Source organism: Hydrogenovibrio crunogenus, from assembly GCF_004786015.1.
Classification (GTDB): domain Bacteria; phylum Pseudomonadota; class Gammaproteobacteria; order Thiomicrospirales; family Thiomicrospiraceae; genus Hydrogenovibrio; species Hydrogenovibrio crunogenus.
The window spans coordinates 2060731-2081276 of sequence record NZ_CP032096.1; the positions used below are offsets into that span (position 1 = coordinate 2060731).

The following is a 20546-nucleotide window of genomic DNA, read 5'->3' on the forward strand; positions in this document are numbered from 1 at the left end:
ATTACATGAATTATGAAGAAGCCAGTTCATCGAGCCATTCAGCGACTTTATCCTGACTCGGAATGCTGCCACTATGAATCACTTCTTCATGAATCACGATGGCCGGCGTACTCATCACCCCATAAGAAGCAATTTCACTGACATCCTCTACCTTCACAATCTGCACCGCTATCTTTTTCTGATCCGCCACCGACTGAATCAATTTCACAGCATTGTCACAACTGGCACAACCTGTTCCCAATACCTTAATTTCAACCCCAGATTGCGAGCCACAACAGTCATTCGCACTGTTTTTCGCACTGCTATCTGATCCGCAACAACCCGCCTGAGAAGTTGCTTTCTGTGCCTTTTCAGTTTGAGATGTTGTGCTGCAACTGCCCGCCGGACAACATTCACCCGTTTTCGACAGCTTACCGACTAAGTTAGAAGGGCACAACCCGGTAAAGGTCGCTTGAAATCCCATCGCACTGGCAAACACCGCCAGCCATAGCCAGTTAAGCTCCCATAAATTCACTTGGTTAAATATATGCGCCAAGCCGATCGACAACAACACCATAAAGGTCATCATTCTGACCATCAAATTCCCTTTCATTCTTCTCTCCTATTATTTTGACACTTTGCAAAAACAGCCAGGCCTGGCCGTTTTCAATCAAGATACATTCTTAAAAAATAGCATTAAATAGATAACCCACTGCCATAAAGGCGATTGCCAACACAGTGATAAACAGCACCAATGCCGGCCAACGGATGACTTTACGTAAGATCAATAGTTCCGGCAGTGATAACGCTGCAATACTCATCATCAAAGCCAAGCTGGTTCCAATCGGCACCCCTTTCATCAACATCGCTTCCACAATCGGAATCACACCGGTCGCATTGGAATATAAAGGCACCCCAATTAAAACGGCAGCCGGCACACCCCACCAATTCTGAGCATCTGCCAAGGTTGATTCAATCCAAGCTTGAGGTACATAACCATGAAATGCCGCACCAATTCCAATCCCGACAACAACCCACAACCAAATACGCTGAACAATGACCTTGACTTCATTCCAGGCAAAGTCATGACGTTCTTTTATGCCGCCGGAATAAGCCTGTTGCTCTTGCGTTTGTCTCACTTTAATGTCCCAAACATAGGCTTCTACCCAGCGCTCCGGCTTAAATGCTTCCATCACCATCGACCCGACATAGGCCACAACAACGCCGGCTAATACATAGAGCAAGGCCACTTGCCACCCTAAAATACCGATCAGCAATACCACCGCCACTTCATTAATCATCGGACTGGCAATTAAAAACGCAAAAGTGATTCCTAAAGGAATACGCGCTTCCACAAACCCGATAAATAAGGGCACCGAAGAACAAGAACAAAACGGGGTTACACCACCTAACAAAATCGCCAAAGAACGTCCCATCCATTTCGGTTTGCCCACGACAATGGTTCGAACTCGCTCGGTCGACACAAAGGCTCTGAGCAACCCCATCAGATAAATAATCACCACCAGCATCACGAATATTTTCAGCGTATCCATGATAAAAAACTGCACCGACGCGCCCAGTGCGCTTTGTGGGTCCAGTTTCAATACTTCATAGGCCAGCTGATTTCCGATTAACTCAAACATGAAATTTCCTGTTATTTCTGAGTTTAAAGCGACGCTTCTATCTGCAAATACGCACGATTCAAGTTTCGTTTATGCCACGAATCGTAATGCTTCAAATGTTTAAAAGCTGGCCAATTTACATTGGCGGATACTGCCGCCCCCACGCCGGAAAAGTTTTCCGCTTCTTCCGTCATGGTTTCAACCAACTTTGCCAAATAGTCTCCGGTTTCCGCATCCGCTTGCTGCCAGTTTGTCACTCGACCATGTCCCGGCACAACGAATTCTGCCGGTAAAGCACGCATGGATTGATAAGCAGCATTCCAAGACACTACATTCGACCAAGGGTGAATGCCTAACATACGGTCGACATAAACAATATCACCCGTGAATAAAACCTGTTGTTTCGGCAACCACAGCACGGCATCACCTGGGAAATGGGCGTCGCCATAAAAATTAAGCTGCATTGCAACCCCGCCAATTGAAAAGCTGTTTTGCTCTGCATCTAGAACTTTGTCCGCCGTTTTCATTTTCGTGCCTTTTAAAGCGGGCACCTTTCTGACCAACGATGACTGCAATTGGGCAAACATTTTTTTCTGGGTCGCGACCGTTCCTTGGTAGGCATAAATCTTCGCGCCCTGTCGAGCAAAATAATCATTCCCCAACCATCGGTGGTCCTGACTGCCTAAATTCACCACTGCCACGACCGGCTGAGATTTAATCTTTTGAGCCGCTTTTTCCAAAGCCTTTGCTGCCAAATCACCGGCACCGGAATCGACAAAGACCCAACCCTCCGACGTATCAATCAAACCGATATTATTATTCAGCCCTAGATTTTCAGGCGTACGATCCGTTAAAGGCCCCACATAGGCATAGACACCTGTCGTGACTTGACGAAATTCAATCCCGGCGGACCACGCTGACGTCATTCCACCCAATAAAAACAACACCGCAACCCATCTCATAACGTTTTTCATTTTCAAATTGCCCCCATAATTTAGGACCTTAAAAATCATATAAATTCATATATCCGCATAAACAGATATATAATACGCCACCCTCTATCAAAAAGTAAACCTTTTGATTACCAGAACAGCACTCACACGATAAAAAATTAACAAAGTTGCCTGAACAGACCAACAGGCGATATGATATAAATCATTAATAAAACCAATTGAAACCGAAACTGTGACCCTAGATAATACCGCCCGTCTTTTTAAAGCCCTTTCCGAACCGCTAAGATTACGCATCCTTGCATTGTTACTGCAAAGAGACACCTTATGCGTTTGCGATCTCGTCACCGTTCTCGAACAAGGCCAAAGTACCATCTCACGCCACCTTAACTATCTGAAAAATGCAGGCCTGGTCAATTCTTGGCGAGAAGGCACTTGGATGCATTACCAAATCGAACACCACGCCCTTTCTTTACTGAACTTGACCGAGCTTCAAACTTTGTTGAAGGCAACGCCTGAATGCCAGAGCGATTTGGTCGCGTTAGAAAAATACGAAATCCATCCTCGAAGCTGCCAATCGACCTCTTAATTTTTTTCTATCGACCGAATAACAACAGCTTACCTCAATTCTCATTATGCAAACCCTAAAGAATTTTATATAATAGCGAGCTTCCTAAAAATTTTAAATGGACTGAAATGCTATGCAAAATCGTATGTTTGATGTGGTGATCGTTGGCGGTGGAATCACTGGAACCGCGCTGGCTTATACCCTGGCCAAATACACCGACATCAAATCCATCGCCATCCTGGAAAAGTACGGCTCTTTGGCGCCATTAAACTCCAATGCGCGTAGCAACAGCCAAACGTTACATTGCGGTGACATCGAAACCAACTACACCTTGGAAAAAGCCATTTCAGTCAAGCGTACGGCTAACATGTTGGTGAAATACGCAGAACAAGTCGATAAAAACGACTTCTTGTTCAAATACCCGAAAATGATTCTTGCCGTCGGCGAAGAGGAATGTGAACGTTTGGAAAAACGTCATGAAGAATTCAAAGAAGGCTTCCCCTACATGGAGCTGTGGGATGCTGAAAAAATTGCCGAAGTCGAGCCGAATGTCGCTTTAATCAATGGCAAACCACGCCCGGAAAAAATCATGGCCAGCGGCTGCACCGATGAATACTCCGCGGTGAACTATGGCGTCTTATCCAAGTCTTTTATTGAAAGCGCTCGTAAAACCGGTAAAGACATCCAGGTTTTCTTAAGCTCGAAAGTCGATGACATCAAGGACTTTGAAGACCACTATGAACTAAACACCGCCCACGGCACCTTTATGGCAAACTTTGTGGTCGTCTCAGCCGGTGCACACAGTTTATTGCTGGCCAACAAAATGGGGCATGGCATGGACTTATCCACACTACCGATGGCGGGCAGCTTCTATTTTGCCCCGAACATGCTGAACGGAAAAGTCTACACCATGCAAAACGACAAGCTACCATTTGCCGCGTTACATGGTGATCCGGACTTGACCGAACCCGGCAAAACGCGTTTAGGACCCACTGCATTGGCACTGCCTAAATTGGAGCGCTATACAGGCGGCACTTATTGGGATTTCTGGAAAACTCTCAAATTGGACACCAAAGTGTTACGCGTTTTCTGGGATCTGTTAAAAGACAGCACCATTCGAAACTACATTTTCCGTAATTTCTTGTTTGAAATTCCATGGTTGAATAAAAAACTGTTTGTGAAAGATGCGCGTAAGATTCTACCTAACATCACAACGGATGACTTAACCTATGCCGAAGGGTTTGGCGGTGTACGACCACAAGTCATCGATAAAACCACCAAACAGCTTAAACTGGGTGAAGCCAGCATCGTTCCAGAAACCGGCAATGTCATTTTTAACATGACGCCATCTCCTGGCGCCACCACCTGTCTGGGGAATGCTTACCGTGATGCGCAAATCATTTGCGAACGCCTGGGCAGAACCTTGAAAAAAGACGAACTCATCAACGATTTGTTGGATGGAAAAGACCTCTAAATCAATTCCTGTCACCTTGGTGACGGGCCTGCTTGGCAGTGGTAAAACCACTACCATTCACCATCTGCTTGAGCACAAACCCGCGCACGAAACTTGGGGGCTGCTCATCAATGAATTTGGTGAAATCGGTATTGATGCCGCCACCCTTAATCTTGATAGCGATGTCATCGAGGCCGTTTCCGGCGGATGCATTTGCTGTAGCGCTCAAATGGGCTATCAGCAGGCTTTGCAATCGTTATTAAAACACCCGCTTGACCGCATTCTCATTGAGCCAACTGGATTGGGACACCCCGCTAAAATCATTGATACCCTCAGAGCATTCCAACCCCAAATTCATCTTGCTGGCATCATCTGCTTAATCACCCCCGCTCAACTGACCCCGAAACGCTGGCAAAAATCCGCTGTGATGCGAGACTTAATTCATTTGGCTGACACCATTTTGCTGAACAAAATCGATACCGCTTCCTCTGAAGAGATTCAACAAGCCAAAACGTTGTTACAGAGCGTTTACCCTCCGAAAGAAAACATCCTCCTCACACAATTCGGAGACTTTGCCGAAAAGCAGCCAGGCCTGGTCGATTTTAAACAAACCCAAGCGCCTTTCACTTTGCTGGAAGGGCTGAACGAACATACTGAACAAACCCAGCATACGCCAATTGACTATCAATCCTCCCTGCCACATTGCTTAAACATTCAGGTACAGATTGGCGTCACCAGCACGATTGGTTGGCAATTCAGTCCACAAGTTCAATTCAATCGAATTCGGTTCAAAGAATTCATCAGCCAACAACCCAACTTGATTCGCGGTAAAGGCATTTTAAGAACGGGCAATGAATGGCAACTGTTCAATCAAATCGATGACCAAATCACCTTGGAAGACATCGCTTGGCGCCAAGACAGCCGTTTGGAACTTATCTACCAAACCGACATCAGCGACCAACTGCAACACATCGAAACCGAGCTACAAAAAGCCCTGCTGATTCGAGACAAATAACCCCGAATTTTTGCTTACGCAGCGTGTAAATTACGGACTTTGCTTACAAATAAACTTGAGTCGTTGACTCAGATAATCACAACATATGGTATAATTTTCTTCTTTTTTACAATATGAGCACGACTTTGCTTTAAAATCGTTTAAATCAAAGCACTCAAAAGCCGAAGGAAATTGCATGACAAAGCACATGCCCGATATCGCTTGCCAGCCCCACCAAGACCCACAAGGCAAACTGAACTGGGTCGGAATGAGTGGCATTGAACTGCCAATCAAAATCGAACAAGATTCGCAAACCTTAACCCTTTCATCACAAGTTCAAGCTTACGTCAGTCTCGACGATCCTTTAAGCAAAGGCATCCACATGTCTCGACTGTACTTGATACTCGATGAAATGGGGTCGAATGCCCCGCTGAACCCTGCCAGCATTCAAACCCTGTTAACCGCGTTCATCGAATCACACCAAGGCCTCAGCCAGAATGCCTTTGTGGAATTTCGATTTGATTACTATGAAAGACGCCGCTCGCTCAAATCAGACAACTCTGGTTGGAAACATTACCCTTGTACCCTAAGAGGGGAAATGCGAAACGGCCAATTTGAGTGTGAAATCAGCATCAGCGTGCCGTATTCCTCCACTTGCCCTTGTTCAGCGGCTTTATCGCGTCAGCTGATTCAAGAAGCCTTTGAACAACAGTTCAACGGACAAGAATTGGATTACAACCAAGTATTGGAATGGCTCGGTACGCCGGAAGGCATCTGTGCCACGCCGCACAGCCAGCGCTCTTATGCACAGGTGAAACTGAAAGTGAATGCCGAGCACCCGCTGAATTTATCCAATGTCATCAACCAGATTGAAGACGCGGTGAAAACACCGGTGCAATCAACGGTGAAACGCGAAGACGAGCAAGAATTCGCCCGCTTGAATGCCACCAACCTGATGTTCTGTGAAGATGCCGCGCGCCGCTTACAAGCCAAATTGGAAAGCTGCCCGGAATACAAAGATTACTGGGTGCGTGTCAACCACTTGGAAAGCTTACATCCACACGATGCCGTGGCGATTGTCACCAAAAACGTTCCGGGCGGATACTCCGACGAACCGAACTTTATGGAACGCTTCCAGAACTAAGTCGTTTCGTTCTCAATAAAAACGCCCAGGCCTGGGCGTTTTTTTATTGAAATTGTTCTAAAACATAAGATTCCAAGCTGCCTCCTCCAAACCATTCAAAATGATTTAAAAAGACAACATAATTTCCATCGTCACAAGCCGTTTTTAAAGGGCCTCGCTTTTTATCTAACGTTAAAACAATTGAACTCATGGACCTCACAGCTAAATCAATATCCGCTTCATTTTTATATAAATCGGTTTTTTTGTTTTTACCAGCCTTCAAATACAAATCATTTAATTGTTTTCTATATGCTTCCTGATTTTTATCTGAAAATACGCCACCAACACCGGGATTAAACAAGTCACCAAACCCTCCGGAACGTTGCTTATCTGGGGAATGCCTTTCATCATAAAAACCAAAAAAAGGAATGACTTTGACACACTCATCCATTAGGTGCTTTATAAATTCTTGCGTATCTAGATTAGGAATTTCATCTTTTTCAAAACTAACTTCTTTATTAATACAAAGGTTAAACCTTTTTGGTGGAAACTCAGCACATAAATCAATACGGTTACGAAACAAAAAATCCCAAACATTGTTATCCAGAAATATAGGTATCCGTCCATTTTCGTCAGTTAAATGTTCTATCTTTCTATCAGACATAGAATTACTCTCCAATCGGCAACGCCGTTTTATCCACCACTTTGCGTAAGACAAAACTGGTGTGCACGCCGCTGACGCCTTCGATTTGGGTAATATGATTGAGCAATAAATCTTGATAGGCTTCCAAATCCTTCACCACAACCTTTAACTGATAATCCGCCGTTTGCCCCGTAAGTAACAGACACTCCACCACATTTGGCAATGCCTGTATTGCTTCATCAAACGCTTCAAAACGTTCGTGCGTGTGCTTATCCATGGAAATATGTACTAGCGCCATCAAGTCTAATCCTAAGGATTTGGCATCTAATAAAGCACGATAGCCGACAATCACACCCGCTTCTTCCAAAGCTTTAAAACGCCTTAAACAAGCTGAGGGGGATAAGCCGATGGCTTCGGCGAGTTCTTGATTGCTTAAACGGCCGTTATTTTGCAAGGTGCTCAGAATGGCTTTGTCGTATTTATCGAAATGTTCGGTTGTCATAATGGCCATTTTTATCCAATTATTTTAATAAAACTTTATATACAAGCAGTTTATTTCTATTTTAACTACATTATTGATATTTAGTTGTGATATTACCGTAAATTAGTTAATTTTTCACAATTAAATAGACCGCTTAAGTTGTTACAATTTTCTCCAGAGGTGAGCGCCATTCGCTCGCAACGCTGAAAACGCAATCAATAACCGAACATCCATAGGAAAAAAAACTGTGAACACGATGACTCCTGAAAAATATCGCCCAACGATCACGCCCGATTTACCCAATCGCCAGTGGCCGAACCAACGCCTTACCCAGGCACCGATTTGGGCAAGTGTCGATCTACGAGACGGCAATCAGGCGTTGGCCAACCCAATGACGGTGGAGCAAAAGCTTAAGCTTTGGGATCAACTGGTGGCGATTGGTTTTAAAACCATCGAAATCGGTTTCCCGGCCGCTAGTCAGTTGGAATTTGATTTTGCGCGCCGCTTAATTGAAGAAAACCGCATTCCGGACGACGTGACGGTGCAGGTGCTGGTGCAGGCCAGAGAGCATTTGATTAAGCGCACTTATGAAGCGTTGCAAGGCGTGAAGCAAGCGGTGGTGCATGTGTACAACACCACCTCTACCGTACAACGTGAAAAGGTTTTCTGTAAATCGAAAGCCGATATTAAAGCCATGGCCGTCCAAGGCGCCAAATGGGTACAAAGTTATGCCAAAGAGCATCCGGAATCGAACTGGGTATTCCAATACTCACCGGAAAGCTTTTCTCAAACCGAGACCGATTATGCGGTTGAAGTGTGCCAGGCGGTGATGGATGTGTGGCAACCGACACCAGACAATCGCTGCATTTTAAATTTGCCCGCCACGGTGGAAAGTACGTCTCCAAACCGCTTTGCCGACCAGGTGGAATATTTCATCACCCATTTGAAAAACCGTGAATCCGCCATTATCTCCATCCACACCCATAACGATCGCGGCTGTGCGGTGGCGGCAGCGGAGCTATCATTATTAGCAGGTGCCGATCGTATAGAAGGCACTTTGCTAGGCAATGGCGAGCGCACGGGGAATATGGACATTGTGACTTTGGCAATGAACCTATACAGCGAAGGCATCGACCCGCAACTGAACTTGTCCAACCCAGACAGTTGGGTACCGGTAATTGAAGAAGTCACCAAAATTGACACCCATGTTCGTCATCCGTGGGTGGGTGAAGCCGTTTACACAGCGTATTCCGGCAGCCATCAGGATGCAATTCGCAAATGCTTGATGCGCCAAAAAGACGATGAACCGTGGAATGTGGCGTACTTACCGATTGACCCGAAAGATTTGAACCGGAGCTATGAGGCGATTATTCGTGTCAACAGCCAGTCCGGTAAAGCGGGCGCGGCATTCGTGCTGACCCAAGAGTATGATTTGAACTTGCCTAAATGGGTGCAGCAAGACTTTGCACCGGTCGCGCAAACCATTGCCGAACAAGCGGGCGGGATTGTCAGTCATCAGATGCTGTATGATGCGTTTATCCAGCATTATCGCTTGGACAAAGCTTTAGCGGAATTGAACAATTACCAACTATCCCGCAAGGAAGGCAAAGAGCATTTAAGCGTGGAAGTGAATGGCGAAACTTGGCAGGGTCAAGGCAATGGCACCTTAAGCGCTTTGTGTGATGCCTGGCAAAGACGCACCGGGCAACAGGTGGATGTTTTAGATTACAGCGAGCATGCCTTGCATGAAGGCAAAGACTCGAAAGCGATTGCCTATGTGTATGTGCAACATAAAGACAGCAAACGCATCGGGATCGCCATGGCGGAGGACACCGTTTCCGCGATGATTCAGGCTTTGTTGTCCACCATTCATTAATTGTAAAACCGCCAGTCCTGGCGGTTTTTTTTCGCACAACCAAACCAGAGCGGCAGAATGTTCTGAAATTGCTATAATAACAAGCTATTACCTTGAACCCACAACACAAGAATTCCATTATGAGCCAACCAGAAATTTATAACTTTGAAGTCTCGAAAAACAATTTCAACAACATTGTTTTGACCAACTCGTACAAGCTGCCCGTGTTTGTTTTATTCATGAACCCGACGCTTGGTACCTGCGTTCAAATGGAAAACTCGCTTTCTGACCTGGCCGAAACGTTTGCCGGACAATTTATTGCCGCACGGGTCGACACGGACATGGAGGTGGATTTACGTGAAATGTATGACATCGTCAATGTGCCATCTTTAAAAGTCTTTAAAGAGGGCGAAATCGTTCATAACGAAGTGGGCTTGATGACCACGGACGAATTGCGTGCCGTACTCAAGAACTTTGGCATTTTCCGTGAATCGGATGATATGCGCGAGCAAGCGCGACTAAAACACCTGGAAGGCGACACGCCGGCCGCGATTCAACTGTTGACTGAAGCGATTCAAAAAGACCCGAGCAACGTCATGGTTGCAATGGACATGATTCAAGTGATGCTGGATGTCGGTTTACTGGAACAAGCCACCGAGCTGTTCAACAAACTGCCGGATAGCCAAAAAGACAGTGAAACCGGTCGTGCCTTAACGGGGCAAATCACTTTCAAAGGGTTAGCTAATAAAACCGCCGGAAAGGAAACTTTACTAGGTCAAGTGGAAGCCAACCCAAATGATTTTGATGCACGGTTTGATTTATCGATTTGTTACATCGCCGATCATCAGTATATGGAAGCGATGGATCAACTATTCACCATCCTGGACACGCAACCGGATTATAAAGACGGGGCCGCACAAGAAATGACCGTAAGCGTGATTCAAATGCTGGCGCCGAACGACCCGGAACAGGCGAACGAATTCCGCCGAATCTTAGGAAACCTGGTCGCATAACCGATAAAAAACCCCAGGCCTGGTTAAAAACTCATGCTTTTCAGGCAATAAAAAAGGGCTTTCAGCCCTTTTTTATTGCCTACTGATTTTCTAAGAAAGGTGAATTAAAAATCCCCACCGGTGATTTCGATGTAAATGCGTCTGGCATTGTTTTTCGCAGCTTGGTCAAACACGGGACGATCTTTATACATCGACTGATCGACGTTTTCTGCTTCTTCCTGATGCCCGCCTTCATCGACGACTTTTTGGATTTCTTTCTGCAGGTAACGGAAATAGTCATAAGTTTGTTTTTTCACCGTCGCCATATTGGTTGGCGTACCATGCCCCGGAATCACAAACACGTCTTTTGGAATGACTTTCATCATGTTTTCAAACGAGTTCATCCAGTCAAAACTGTTAGTGTAAGCAAACATTACCGGCATGCGCTCATTAAACGCTAAATCACCTGATAAAAAGACTTTTCTTGATGGAACGTAAACACTGGTGGATGCCGGTGTATGCCCAGGCCCAAAGTCCATCAAAATGAATTTTTCGCCATCACCGACATCGACTTCCATTTTATTGTTAAAGGTCGTGAATTTATCTGAGACATTACGCGCCGATGCGGTAATTGCCTTACCGACACGCATTGACCATTCCTGTTTGATCGCGTCAAATGCTTGATCGAACTGCATATTGGCCAAATCACTGGAATACAGGTTCTTAACGCCGACATCCACCCAGTAGCTTGCTCCCAAATAAGCATGCCCTTGATTGTTTTCAACTGCCACCCATTTCACTGGTTTCTTAGTCAGCTTTTTGATTTGTTGATGCACACTATAAGCAATCGCCGGATTGGCGCCCGCATTGAAGACGAACACGCCATCTTTGAAAATGACAAACGAAATATTGTTATTCAGTCCGAAGTTGGAGGGGTTATGCCAAATCTGACTACCAACAATGGTATAAACGCCGTCCGTCACTTTCACGGCTTTTGGCAACGGCAGTTTATCACCAATATAGCCAGCCTTTTTTTCGGTTGCTTTCACATTATTGACATAGGTTTTAGCGGCCTGAGACTGGATATTACCATTGCCATTACCGACTTCTTTGGCCCAGGCTTCAAAGCCAGCGACATAGGGGTCTTGATTGGTTTCCGCGTTGACGTTAGGCAACACAGCCAACCCGGCCATTAAAGCAATAAAACTCAGTTTATAAGTGCCTTTCATCATTCCTCCTAATCATTGTTTTAAATCATTTCATTCATTGCGTGACGCAAACGGTAGTTCAAATGTAAAACGATAATAACATTTACGCAGTAAAAACCTCATTGAGGTTTTTAATCACTGACAAAATAATTCAATAGGGTTTGAGGGAATAATTACGTTCGGTCTAATAAATCTGAGTTTTTATGGGCGTAAACATCAAAGATGGTAATCGCCATGGCGGCGATGACAGGTCCGAAAAACAAACCGATCATCCCGAAGTGAATCAGTCCGGCAAAGGTGGATAACACGGTAATCAAAGTATGATTTGCTACGGCTAACTCTTCAGAAGCGCCCCCTAAGGAAGCCGAGATTTTTTGAATCAACATCGGACGGACAACATTATCAATAAAGAACCCGTTCACGACGGCACCAAAGAACACCACCACACTGGCGGCGACATAATCTCCCTGTGCAGCCATAACCAGAGCAAAAGGAATCCAAATCAATGCCGCACCGACAATCGGAATAAAAGAGGTAATGGCGATCGCCATTCCGATAAACAATCCCGGCATGCCTAAAAACCAAGCCACGATGGCAAACACAACCCCTTGCATCAATGCCACCCCCAGTACCGACAATAACAAAATGGTCGACAGATTTGAAAAGCGCGTCATGATCATGGTGTCATAGTAGTTTTCCAACGGTGACAAAATTTTTAAATGATGAGAAATACGGTGCCCATCACGATAAAAGAAAAACAACGCAAAGACCGCTAAAAAGATAAAGGTAATGAATGAAGTGGTGCTGCCAAAAATCCCCTTCACCAGAAACATAATCGTTTCTTGTGCAAAGGCAATGAGTTTGTCGGAATTGTCTTTGACCTGTCGAATCAATTCCATTTGTGTACTTTCAGGAAAAGGAATGACTTCCACAAGGTTTTTATTCAATTCTGCCAAAGTTTCCGGCGTCTGCTGAGATAACCACTGTTCTGCCTGACTGACGATATGCCCGACTTGCAACCCAACTTCCAGCAACAAATATGTCACCGGTGCAATCACCGTTGCAAACACAAAGACACTCATGACTGCCGAAGCATAATTTGGCGATTGCTTTACTTTGGGTAATACTTTTAAATACAAGGAGTAAGTTGCGGTGGCGAGAATCATCGCAAACAGCAATGCCTCTAAAAAAGGGGAAAACAGCCAAAGTAGCCCGACAACAGCGGTCAAGAGTAAAATAATTAAAAAACCTTCTTCATAAGGGGCATTTGAGCGCATAATATCAACCTGGACAGAAATTTAGTAACACTAATCTATCATGAATAATCTCATCAAAAAAGCTTTAATTCGCCCCGCAGGCGCCCTGCAAATCCTTTCCTATAAAGAAGCACAGCAGTTGTGTGACCAAACCGATCAAGGTCTGAATGATGTTTTCAGACAATGTAGTTTGGCTGTACTGAATACCGGCACTAAAGATGACAACGGGTTGGCTTTACTGGAAGCGCACCCTGATTTTCAAATTCGGGTGTACATCAAAGGTCGCGGGTTACAAATGGAAATTGAGAATGCGCCTGAAAACGCGTTTGTAAATGGGGTCATGATTGAAGGGTTACAAGAACATTTGACCGCTGTCATCCGGGACTTAATTTATGCTCGAAATGAGATTATGGACAGTGGTGAATTTAATCTCTCAACTTCTTTCGGCATCACGAATGCGATTTTCCACCTAGCCAGAAACGCCTCATTGATGAAACCGGATTGCGTTCCCAATATTGTGACGTGCTGGGGCGGCCACTCCATTACGCTAGAAGAATATAAGTACACCAAACAAACCGGCTACCACCTTGGACTGCGAAAACTGGATATTTGTACCGGTTGTGGCCCCGGTGCGATGAAAGGCCCAATGAAAGGCGCCGTACTAGGGCATGGAAAGCAACGATATACCAAAGGACGCTTTATCGGACTCACAGAACCGGGCATTATCGCGGCAGAAGCACCCAATGCGATTGTGAATGAACTCACCATTATGCCGGACATTGAAAAACGCCTAGAGGCGTTCATGCGACTAGGGCATGGCATTATCATTTTCCCGGGGGGTGCTGGCACGATGGAAGAAATTCTGTACCTACTGAGCGTTTTAATGCACCCAAAAAATGAAGATATTCCTTTACCTGTGGTACTGACTGCTCCGAAATCCGGTAAAGCTTATTTTGATGCGGTGATTGAATTCATAGAATATACACTGGGGAAAGAAGCAACTGATAAGCTGACATTATTAATCGGCCACCCGGAAGAAGCCGCTGATTTTATTCAACACGGCATTCAAGAGGTCAAAATTCATCGTAAAGCGAACAGCGATGCGTATTACTTTAACTGGAACCTACACATTCCATTTGAACTACAACAGCCATTTAATCCTACCCATGAAAGCGTTTCTCAACTGAGGTTGCATAAAGAGCAACCCGCCCATGAACTGGCCAGTCATTTACGCTGCGTCTTCTCAGCCATCGTGGCCGGAAACGTTAAAACGGAAGGAATTGCTCAAATTGAAAAACATGGTCCTTTTCAAATCAAAGGGGATCGTGAAATCATGAGTCGCATGGATAAGTTATTAAAACAGTTCATTGAACAACGCCGAATGAAATTAGGAACGGATAACTACGAGCCTTGCTATAATATCATTTCTGATTAATCCTAACGGATAACTCCTTTTTTCTGTACGACTCGTACGCTTTTAAATGATTAAAAGCAACGACTGATAACCAAAGAGCAGCCATGACCTTCGAAGAACTAGACCTTGATCCCAAACTCCTTACGGCGATTGAAGAGCAACATTATCACAAACCGACCCCTATCCAGGCGGAAGCGATTCCTGAAATGTTGTTGAGCAAAGATGTGCTGGCTGGCGCTGCGACCGGAACAGGAAAGACAGCCGCCTTTGTGTTACCCGCCTTACAGTTTTTATTGGATGACCCCAGACCGAGCCGTAAACCGAGAGTGCTGATTTTAGCGCCAACACGAGAACTGGCTTTTCAAATCCATAAAGTGGTTAAACAGTTAGGCACTCACTGCCCTTTTGAGTCGAATGTTGTGACGGGCGGGTTCGCTTCAGACAAACAGCTGGAAATCTTACAATCGAATATGGACATTCTGGTGGCCACACCTGGACGATTGCTAAATATTATGAGTAAAGAGTTTATTGACCTTTCAGACATTGAACTCCTGATTATTGATGAAGCCGATCGAATGCTAGACATGGGACAAGGCCCTGATGTTTTAGCTTTAATTGAAGCCATTCCTGGCGATTTCCAAGCGGCCTGTTTTTCTGCCACATTAGCGGGATCAGGCATCACCAAATTTGCTGAAGAAGTGCTCGACTCCCCTGAAGTCATCCAAGTCAACGCGCCGAATGAAAAATCAGAACAGATTCAGCAATTGGTTTACCTAGCAAACGATAAGGCACATAAGCAAGCCCTACTCAAAGCGATTTTGGAAGATGAAACTTGCCAAAGCGCCATAGTGTTCTGCAACAAAAAAGACCGAGCAATTGAGTTGGCTGACTGGCTTCAAAACGAACAGATTTCCAGCACGGTCTTACATGGTGATTTTATTCAAGCCAAACGCTTGGAAAAAACTCAAAAATTCAAACAAGGAAAGGTCAAGGTTCTGGTTGCCACCGATGTCGCTGCTCGAGGTTTAGATATTTCAAACGTGACCCATGTCATCAATTATGACATTCCGTATCGTGGAGACATCTATATTCATCGTATTGGACGCACAGGACGTGCACAACAAGTGGGAATCGCCATCAACTTGGTGGAACGCCATGACATCACCAACTTGCAACGCATTGAATATCATTTGCAGCAATCTCTGCCTGTCAGCAAAATCAAAGGGCTTGAGCCAAGTTTCAAATTAAAAGACGCGCTCAAAAAACCCAAGAAAAAGAAGAAGAAAGCCGCCAAGAAAAAGAAAAAATAACCTTTTTCACCTCCTTTTTTATGACTCGCACATTTCTTTCACATTTGAATCCTGGATTTTTATAACTAAATAGTTAAACTATATAGTTAATTTAATTATCCTTCAGGATTCCTCCATAAATGGCTCGCCAGAAACACAATACAACGGCACTAAAAATTCGTGATACAGCAACCGATATGTTCGCTGAAAAAGGCTACGATGGCACCATAATGGACGAATTAACCATTCGATCAGGTGTTAATAAAGCCAGCATTTATTATCACTTCCAAGACAAGTCGAACCTCTATGAACAATGTTTAACACACCTATTCGGCAACGTTGCCGATGCGGTGATTGAAGCCACCGAACATGCCACGACGGATACCTTAAAACTGGAAGCGTTCGTCAAGACATTTGCAAAACTAGCACATGACACCCCCGCAATGCCTGCAATTCTCATGCGAGAAATTGCGTCTGGTGGCCACAATATGCCTGTCACTGCTCGGCAACAAATGCAACGATTACTGTCGAATCTGAAAGCCATTTTAAGTACGCGACCTTTTTGCCAACACATTGAATCTATCAATCCTCTGACGCCACATTTTATGATTATCGGCAGCTTGTGTTTTTATCTGACAAGCCAGCCAATGCGAGACCATATTGAAAGCACTGAAAAACTTGATCCAACATTGGATGACTTTACCCAGCAACTGATTCAGATTCTGCAATCAGGCCTGGTCAAAAAAACAAAGGAGAGCTAGCATGACATTGACAGCATACCCGATACAATTATTCTTCAATCGCCTTACACTCGGCGTTTTATTCACCATCATCACGCTTCCCGCAATGTCTGCCGATAATCGAACCGCCATATGGTTAGACAAAGAGGAAAAGAGTTTACTCTTGAGTGAAATGCGTCAGTTCTTAGTAGCCAGCCAAAAAATCTTGGCCGCCAGCTTAAATAACGACATGGAAACGGTCAAAATAACGGCTCGACAGGTTGGCATTCAGCAAATGAACTCCACGCCAACGAGCTTAAGAAAAAAACTGCCGAAAGGGTTTAAAACCTTAGGGCCTAAAATTCATAGAGGATTTGAAGACATTGCCTATGAAGCAGAAACTATGGGCGATTCAACCGTCATACTGGAAAGATTGGCAACGTTACAGCAGACTTGTATCAGTTGTCACGCCACGTATCAAATCAAACTATCGACCGACCCGGCCTTACCATAACCCCTGCTAGAAAAGAACTCACAGGGAATATATCAATCAATAATGGCGTCAACATCATCTAAACCAGGTTCCAATGAGAGCTGGTCGAAATAATAATGCGATAATGCGATCACTGCGAGTACGGGAGCAAAGAAACTGATAATCGGAAAAATACTCAAGGCATACAACACACCTATGGAAAACGTGGGTGGCCAATTAGTAATCGGCTTCAGTTTCTTAAACAATGGTTCCGGCAAAATGACCTGCCCCACATCCAATACGATTGCGTAATGAAAAAATAGAAAACCAATCAACCAGAACCAAACAACATTAATCAATGGAACAAACAGCAAAGGAAACGTCACTAAAATCAGTAACAACATCAGCAACCCGAATTTAACCAACTTCCAGATCATGCCTGCCATTGATCCATGCCCGCTGTAAGGCGTATGTGGGTAATGCTTATCGTGTACCGCTTTTACCAGAGAATCTGTCATAAACCCGGTCACAATCATGGCAAACAACAATACTAAATAACTGCCTAAAACAATCCCAAGCATGCCTGCAATCACGGCAACGGTAAACCCAAGAAACCAGAGAATCAAGCCGCCCACTAATGGAATACCACCAATGGTGTCTTCGGCTTGTTGTTGCCAGCTGTTAAAATCTTGCACGAAAGCGCTTTGCGTTACGAAATCACTGGTCAGAATAAACCCGAACAAACCGTACCCCATCAAAGAGACGACAATCAACCCCACCACAAACGGAATGAATAGTCGAATCAAGATAGCAGGCTCTTTTAAATCGACCAGTGTTTTCCAAAGCAATGTCATTATTTCACCCAAATGGTTTTAATATTCGTAAACTCTCGAATCCCTTGCGCGGACAGTTCGCGGCCATAACCGGAATTTTTTACCCCACCGAAAGGCAAACGCGGATCGGAAAAGGTAGAGCTGTTAATAAAGGTCGCGCCTGACTCCATGCCTCTCGCCATCGTTTCAGCGGTGGCAATATCATTTCCCCAGATAGAACCGCCCAGACCAAAGTCAGTCGCATTAGCTAGTCCTAACGCATGCGCTGGCTCAGAAGCCTTCAAAACAATGGCCACAGGCCCAAAGAATTCTTCATTATAAGCCGGCATATTACTGGTGACATTTGTCAGAATTGTTGGCGCATAATAATATCCGGGGCGGTCCAGCTGATAACCGCCCGTGATAATTTTCGCCCCCAGTTCCACAGATTTCATCACTTGCTGGTGAAGCTCATCCAATAAATCCTGACGCGCCATCGGCGCTAAAGTCGTTTCTTTATCCATCGGATCGCCGGCAACAAACTGATCTTCGATTGCCGCCTGGAACTGTGCCGTAAAATCATCTGCAATCATACTGTCGACAATAAAGCGTTTCGCGGCAATACAACTTTGCCCCGCATTCAGAAAACGACCTTTTACGGCGCCGGCAACAGCTTGCTTAATATCGGCATTATCCAACACGATAAACGCATCCGACCCACCTAGCTCCAAAACCGTTTTTTTCAACTCTTCACCCGCAACGCTGGCGACCTTACGACCGGCCGGTTCACTTCCAGTCAAAGATACCGCTCTTACCGTAGGATGACGAATAACCGATTCTACTTTGTCTGAACCAATCATCAAGTTTGTAAAAATACCGTCAGGATACCCAGCTTTTCGGAACACTTCCTCGATTGCCAAAGCACATTGCGGGACATTTGAAGCATGTTTCAACAAGGCGATATTTCCCGCCGTGACAGTTGGCACCGCAAAACGGAACACTTGCCAGAAAGGGTAATTCCATGGCATGACACCCAACACCACACCCAAGGGTAAATAAGCGACATAACTACGGGAGGCATCCGATTCTACCGGCTCATCGGCCAGAAATTGCTCGGCATGTTCAGCATAGTAGTCACACAGCAGCGCACACTTTTCAACTTCCGCCAAGGCTTCGGAATAGAGTTTTCCCATTTCAAGCGTAATCAGTTCGGCTAACAACGACTGATCATCCATCAGAACATCACCTAGCCGTTTTAATAACGCCACTCGGTCTTCCAAAGGCGTAAGCTTTGACCAATCTGCAAATTCATACCCTGCTTGTGTCACAACATCATCCAGTGTTGCTTGATCCCAAGTATCGAATTCCGCGACGAGTTCTCCTGTCGCAGGGTTGATTGATTGCATGGCCATATCCTTTTCCTTCTTTGTTTGGACGGTTAATTTATAAGTATTAAAGATTGTCGGTTGCTTGCTGTGCCCAAGCAGATGCTGACATAAAAATGTTGGCGATATCACTGATACCGACGGTTTCATAGCATAAATCAATACTACTGGCGTCTGTAGACTCCAGTTTTTGTAAGCATTTCAAAGCTTCACCCATCGGCCCTTTTTTATCCACAAGCGCTACTTTAATGTCATCCGACAATGGCATTTCTTCCACAATCGATTCAATGGGAGCACGGAAAAATGCGCCTAAGCTGGAAAACAAGCCGACTAAAAAGAAGCTGTCTTTGTCACGGCTGTGGCCAGATTTCTCAGCAAGCTTTTCACAAAACTTGGCTCGAACCAAAGAGGTTGTCAGCAGCTCTTTGGGGGTATCTTCCAAATCAGACAGCAGCATCATATTCACCCAGAATTTCAATCGTTTGAGCCCCATATACTTTAATGCGTCTGCAATGGTTTCAACTTTAATTGGAATCATCGCTGCGGGATTATTTACTGCAACCAACAGTTTATGACTTAAAGCCACATCATGACTTAATATCTTCGAAAGTTCTTCAAAACCGGTACTGGGATCATTTATTTTTGAAACAAGCTGCAATAAAGTCAGTTTATTGCCAGACAACTTGTGCCCATTCATAACCACAGGGTTGGTGAAAAAATACCCTTGGAAGTAATCAAAGCCCATCTTTTTCAAGTAGTTGAACATTTCTTCCGTTTCAACTTTTTCAGCAATGACTTTAACCCCTTTCTCATGAAGTGATTTTAACATTGATTTCATCTTCACTTCAGAACAGGCTTCATTATCTATTTTGACAAAATCACTGATGGCCGCCAGTTTTTGACTCGATTCATCATCGGTAAAATTATCCAGCGCAATAGACGATCCTTCCTGTTTTAGCGCTTTTAAACTTTTTAAAATCTCAATATCATGCGTTACATCATTGGGGATTTCTAATACGATACGATGATTGGAGTCAAACGCAGGAAGCTTGGCATGAGCAATCAACTCTCTGGGGAGTTGCATCAATGCGGAATGTTTGCCGACAATCGATTGAAACCCAATCTCCTCTTCGGTTTTTTGAAGAAGCTGTTCTGTGGCAGCGACGGTCGTTTGGTTCGGATTAAGTCCTTGATGAAATTCCAATTCATAGGCAAAGACTTTCATAGATTGATCTAAAATCGGCTGGCGGCCAATAAAAACTTCTGACATTTTTAAACCCCTAATGAGTGGCTAAACAAGAGTCTTCAATCAGCCTTTACTTATATAGAAT

The 20546-nt window shown here is 44.7% G+C and carries 20 protein-coding genes; 10 read left to right on the forward strand and 10 right to left on the reverse strand.

Going from position 1 to position 20546, the window contains the following annotated elements; genetic code table 11:
- Positions 1-10: 10 nt before the first annotated feature.
- The 3 genes from GHNINEIG_RS11775 to GHNINEIG_RS09840 form a co-directional block, all read right to left on the reverse strand.
- A complete protein-coding gene (locus GHNINEIG_RS11775; protein WP_135796491.1) occupies positions 11-592 on the reverse strand; it encodes a thioredoxin family protein in 582 nt (193 codons plus the stop codon).
- Positions 593-662: 70 nt separating this feature from the next.
- The gene (locus GHNINEIG_RS09835; protein ID WP_135796492.1) at positions 663-1622 is read right to left on the reverse strand and encodes a permease; all 960 of its coding nucleotides are present in this window, start codon (positions 1620-1622) and stop codon (positions 663-665) included.
- A gap of 23 nt (positions 1623-1645) precedes the next feature.
- A complete protein-coding gene (locus tag GHNINEIG_RS09840; RefSeq protein WP_223260873.1) occupies positions 1646-2563 on the reverse strand; it encodes an MBL fold metallo-hydrolase in 918 nt (305 codons plus the stop codon).
- Positions 2564-2786: 223 nt separating this feature from the next.
- Here GHNINEIG_RS09840 and GHNINEIG_RS09845 point away from each other — a divergent pair, with 223 nt between their 5' ends.
- The 4 genes from GHNINEIG_RS09845 (at position 2787) to folE2 (ending at position 6710) form a co-directional block, all read left to right on the forward strand.
- Positions 2787-3140: an ArsR/SmtB family transcription factor gene (locus tag GHNINEIG_RS09845; protein WP_135796494.1), complete on the forward strand. Its 354-nt coding sequence runs from the start codon at positions 2787-2789 to the stop codon at positions 3138-3140.
- Between the two features lie 112 nt (positions 3141-3252).
- Positions 3253-4593 carry an FAD-dependent oxidoreductase gene (locus GHNINEIG_RS09850; protein ID WP_135796495.1) on the forward strand — a complete coding sequence of 447 codons (1341 nt, stop codon included), beginning with the start codon at positions 3253-3255 and terminating at the stop codon, positions 4591-4593.
- Positions 4577-5587: a CobW family GTP-binding protein gene (locus GHNINEIG_RS09855; RefSeq protein WP_135796496.1), complete on the forward strand. Its 1011-nt coding sequence runs from the start codon at positions 4577-4579 to the stop codon at positions 5585-5587. The genes GHNINEIG_RS09850 and GHNINEIG_RS09855 overlap by 17 nt, the downstream gene beginning before the upstream one ends.
- 175 nt (positions 5588-5762) lie before the next feature.
- On the forward strand, positions 5763-6710 hold the full coding sequence (gene folE2, locus GHNINEIG_RS09860; RefSeq protein ID WP_135796497.1) for a GTP cyclohydrolase FolE2: 948 nt from the start codon (positions 5763-5765) through the stop codon (positions 6708-6710).
- A gap of 43 nt (positions 6711-6753) precedes the next feature.
- Here the strand turns inward: folE2 and GHNINEIG_RS09865 are convergent, their stop codons facing one another.
- Both GHNINEIG_RS09865 and GHNINEIG_RS09870 read right to left on the reverse strand, forming a co-directional pair.
- On the reverse strand, positions 6754-7353 hold the full coding sequence (locus GHNINEIG_RS09865) for a hypothetical protein (RefSeq protein WP_135796498.1): 600 nt from the start codon (positions 7351-7353) through the stop codon (positions 6754-6756).
- A gap of 4 nt (positions 7354-7357) precedes the next feature.
- Positions 7358-7834: an Lrp/AsnC family transcriptional regulator gene (locus GHNINEIG_RS09870; protein ID WP_135796499.1), complete on the reverse strand. Its 477-nt coding sequence runs from the start codon at positions 7832-7834 to the stop codon at positions 7358-7360.
- A gap of 235 nt (positions 7835-8069) precedes the next feature.
- Here GHNINEIG_RS09870 and GHNINEIG_RS09875 point away from each other — a divergent pair, with 235 nt between their 5' ends.
- Positions 8070-9689, forward strand: coding sequence for a 2-isopropylmalate synthase (locus tag GHNINEIG_RS09875; protein ID WP_135796863.1), 1620 nt, complete (start codon positions 8070-8072; stop codon positions 9687-9689).
- Between the two features lie 119 nt (positions 9690-9808).
- Positions 9809-10681 (forward strand): tetratricopeptide repeat protein, encoded by an 873-nt coding sequence (locus GHNINEIG_RS09880; RefSeq protein ID WP_135796500.1) that lies wholly within the window; start codon positions 9809-9811, stop codon positions 10679-10681.
- 104 nt (positions 10682-10785) lie between these two features.
- Here GHNINEIG_RS09880 and GHNINEIG_RS09885 read toward each other — a convergent pair whose 3' ends face one another.
- Positions 10786-11889 carry an MBL fold metallo-hydrolase gene (locus GHNINEIG_RS09885; RefSeq protein WP_135796864.1) on the reverse strand — a complete coding sequence of 368 codons (1104 nt, stop codon included), beginning with the start codon at positions 11887-11889 and terminating at the stop codon, positions 10786-10788.
- A gap of 152 nt (positions 11890-12041) precedes the next feature.
- A complete protein-coding gene (locus tag GHNINEIG_RS09890) occupies positions 12042-13145 on the reverse strand; it encodes an AI-2E family transporter (RefSeq protein WP_135796501.1) in 1104 nt (367 codons plus the stop codon).
- A 40-nt stretch (positions 13146-13185) separates the two neighbouring features.
- Between GHNINEIG_RS09890 and ppnN the strand changes: the two genes are divergently transcribed.
- The 4 genes from ppnN to GHNINEIG_RS09910 all read left to right on the forward strand — a co-directional run bounded on the left by ppnN (position 13186) and on the right by GHNINEIG_RS09910 (position 17060).
- Positions 13186-14559: a nucleotide 5'-monophosphate nucleosidase PpnN gene (gene ppnN / locus GHNINEIG_RS09895; RefSeq protein WP_135796502.1), complete on the forward strand. Its 1374-nt coding sequence runs from the start codon at positions 13186-13188 to the stop codon at positions 14557-14559.
- 83 nt (positions 14560-14642) lie between these two features.
- The gene (locus tag GHNINEIG_RS09900; protein WP_135796503.1) at positions 14643-15848 is read left to right on the forward strand and encodes a DEAD/DEAH box helicase; all 1206 of its coding nucleotides are present in this window, start codon (positions 14643-14645) and stop codon (positions 15846-15848) included.
- A 119-nt stretch (positions 15849-15967) separates the two neighbouring features.
- Positions 15968-16588: a TetR/AcrR family transcriptional regulator gene (locus GHNINEIG_RS09905; RefSeq protein WP_135796504.1), complete on the forward strand. Its 621-nt coding sequence runs from the start codon at positions 15968-15970 to the stop codon at positions 16586-16588.
- Position 16589: 1 nt separating this feature from the next.
- Entirely contained in the window at positions 16590-17060 is a 471-nt protein-coding gene (locus GHNINEIG_RS09910) for a hypothetical protein (RefSeq protein ID WP_135796505.1), read from the forward strand.
- A gap of 32 nt (positions 17061-17092) precedes the next feature.
- On the opposite strand, the gene GHNINEIG_RS09915 is transcribed toward GHNINEIG_RS09910, so the two are convergent.
- Genes GHNINEIG_RS09915 through GHNINEIG_RS09925 form a run of 3 tightly spaced genes read right to left on the reverse strand, consistent with a single transcriptional unit; the run spans position 17093 to position 20485 of the window.
- Positions 17093-17872: an EI24 domain-containing protein gene (locus GHNINEIG_RS09915; RefSeq protein WP_135796506.1), complete on the reverse strand. Its 780-nt coding sequence runs from the start codon at positions 17870-17872 to the stop codon at positions 17093-17095.
- Complete coding sequence (locus GHNINEIG_RS09920) at positions 17872-19242, reverse strand: NAD-dependent succinate-semialdehyde dehydrogenase (RefSeq protein WP_135796507.1); 1371 nt, start codon at positions 19240-19242, stop codon at positions 17872-17874. The genes GHNINEIG_RS09915 and GHNINEIG_RS09920 overlap by 1 nt, the downstream gene beginning before the upstream one ends.
- A 40-nt stretch (positions 19243-19282) precedes the next feature.
- Entirely contained in the window at positions 19283-20485 is a 1203-nt protein-coding gene (locus GHNINEIG_RS09925; RefSeq protein WP_135796508.1) for an EAL and HDOD domain-containing protein, read from the reverse strand.
- Positions 20486-20546: the final 61 nt, after the last annotated feature.

Coding starts and splice junctions, on each gene's coding strand:
- GHNINEIG_RS11775 (WP_135796491.1), bottom strand. CDS start 592: ATGAAAGGGAATTTGATGGTCAGAATGATGACCTTTATGGTGTTGTTG.
- GHNINEIG_RS09835 (WP_135796492.1), bottom strand. CDS start 1,622: ATGTTTGAGTTAATCGGAAATCAGCTGGCCTATGAAGTATTGAAACTG.
- GHNINEIG_RS09840 (WP_223260873.1), bottom strand. CDS start 2,563: ATGAGATGGGTTGCGGTGTTGTTTTTATTGGGTGGAATGACGTCAGCG.
- GHNINEIG_RS09850 (WP_135796495.1), top strand. CDS start 3,253: ATGCAAAATCGTATGTTTGATGTGGTGATCGTTGGCGGTGGAATCACT.
- GHNINEIG_RS09855 (WP_135796496.1), top strand. CDS start 4,577: ATGGAAAAGACCTCTAAATCAATTCCTGTCACCTTGGTGACGGGCCTG.
- folE2 (WP_135796497.1), top strand. CDS start 5,763: ATGACAAAGCACATGCCCGATATCGCTTGCCAGCCCCACCAAGACCCA.
- GHNINEIG_RS09865 (WP_135796498.1), bottom strand. CDS start 7,353: ATGTCTGATAGAAAGATAGAACATTTAACTGACGAAAATGGACGGATA.
- GHNINEIG_RS09870 (WP_135796499.1), bottom strand. CDS start 7,834: ATGACAACCGAACATTTCGATAAATACGACAAAGCCATTCTGAGCACC.
- GHNINEIG_RS09875 (WP_135796863.1), top strand. CDS start 8,070: ATGACTCCTGAAAAATATCGCCCAACGATCACGCCCGATTTACCCAAT.
- GHNINEIG_RS09880 (WP_135796500.1), top strand. CDS start 9,809: ATGAGCCAACCAGAAATTTATAACTTTGAAGTCTCGAAAAACAATTTC.
- GHNINEIG_RS09885 (WP_135796864.1), bottom strand. CDS start 11,889: ATGAAAGGCACTTATAAACTGAGTTTTATTGCTTTAATGGCCGGGTTG.
- GHNINEIG_RS09890 (WP_135796501.1), bottom strand. CDS start 13,145: ATGCGCTCAAATGCCCCTTATGAAGAAGGTTTTTTAATTATTTTACTC.
- ppnN (WP_135796502.1), top strand. CDS start 13,186: ATGAATAATCTCATCAAAAAAGCTTTAATTCGCCCCGCAGGCGCCCTG.
- GHNINEIG_RS09900 (WP_135796503.1), top strand. CDS start 14,643: ATGACCTTCGAAGAACTAGACCTTGATCCCAAACTCCTTACGGCGATT.
- GHNINEIG_RS09905 (WP_135796504.1), top strand. CDS start 15,968: ATGGCTCGCCAGAAACACAATACAACGGCACTAAAAATTCGTGATACA.
- GHNINEIG_RS09910 (WP_135796505.1), top strand. CDS start 16,590: ATGACATTGACAGCATACCCGATACAATTATTCTTCAATCGCCTTACA.
- GHNINEIG_RS09915 (WP_135796506.1), bottom strand. CDS start 17,872: ATGACATTGCTTTGGAAAACACTGGTCGATTTAAAAGAGCCTGCTATC.
- GHNINEIG_RS09920 (WP_135796507.1), bottom strand. CDS start 19,242: ATGGCCATGCAATCAATCAACCCTGCGACAGGAGAACTCGTCGCGGAA.
- GHNINEIG_RS09925 (WP_135796508.1), bottom strand. CDS start 20,485: ATGTCAGAAGTTTTTATTGGCCGCCAGCCGATTTTAGATCAATCTATG.